Below are 730 nucleotides of genomic sequence, written 5' to 3' on the forward strand. Positions count from 1 at the left end.
CATCAAGGTGCTGGCCATGCAGCAAAAACGCCAGCATGTGCGCATGGTCATCAACCAGGCGGCGCGTCCGGGCGACGGCCGCGCCATCACCAGCCAGCTGCAGCAGGTGCTCGACCGCTTTGTGAGCACCGAATCCGGTCGCCCCATGCGGCTGATCCACATGGGCGACATCCCGGCCGACCCATCGGTGCGCGACGCCGTGATGCGCCGCCAGCTGCTGCTGTTGCAGACCCCCGGCTGCCCGGCGGCACTGGCCATTGCCCAGCTGGCCAACAAGATCGAGTCCACGCTGCTATCGCCTGCAGCCTGACCCGGATACGCCGAGCGGCGCATGAGGCGCAGCCCGGCCACTGTGACCCACAGGCCCGCCAGCGGGCCTTTGTGCATTTTTACTGCCGTGAACACTACCGACACCGTCCTCAACATCTCCTGCTACAAGTTCGTGCCGCTGCCCGATGCCGCCGCGCTGCGCGATGTGCTGCATGAGCGGGCAGTGGCCGCCCAGCTCAAGGGCACCATCCTGCTGGCCGAAGAGGGCATCAACTTCTTTCTGGCGGGCCCGGCCGAAGCTGTGCGTGGTTTTGTGGCTCAGCTGCGTACCGACGAACGCTTTGCCGACCTGGAGCCCAAGGAAAGCTGGTCGGCCACGGTGCCGTTTCGCAAGATGCTGGTCAAGGTCAAGCGCGAGATCATCCGCATGGACCACCCCACCATCCGCCCCGCCGCAGGC

General features: G+C 66.3%; 1 protein-coding gene and 1 pseudogene. Both read left to right on the plus strand.

Annotation, left to right across the window (positions count from 1 at the left end; all coding sequences use genetic code 11):
• Positions 1–310 (plus strand): MinD/ParA family protein (locus DBR23_RS16750; RefSeq protein WP_146191353.1); only part of this gene is annotated, 310 nt, incomplete at its 5' end.
• A gap of 87 nt (positions 311–397) precedes the next feature.
• A pseudogene (locus DBR23_RS30870) lies at positions 398–730 on the plus strand (sulfurtransferase); the annotation flags it as partial.

The sequence above is a fragment of the Acidovorax sp. HMWF018 genome (assembly GCF_003061035.1).
In the GTDB taxonomy this organism is placed as follows: Bacteria; Pseudomonadota; Gammaproteobacteria; order Burkholderiales; family Burkholderiaceae_C; genus Acidovorax; species Acidovorax delafieldii.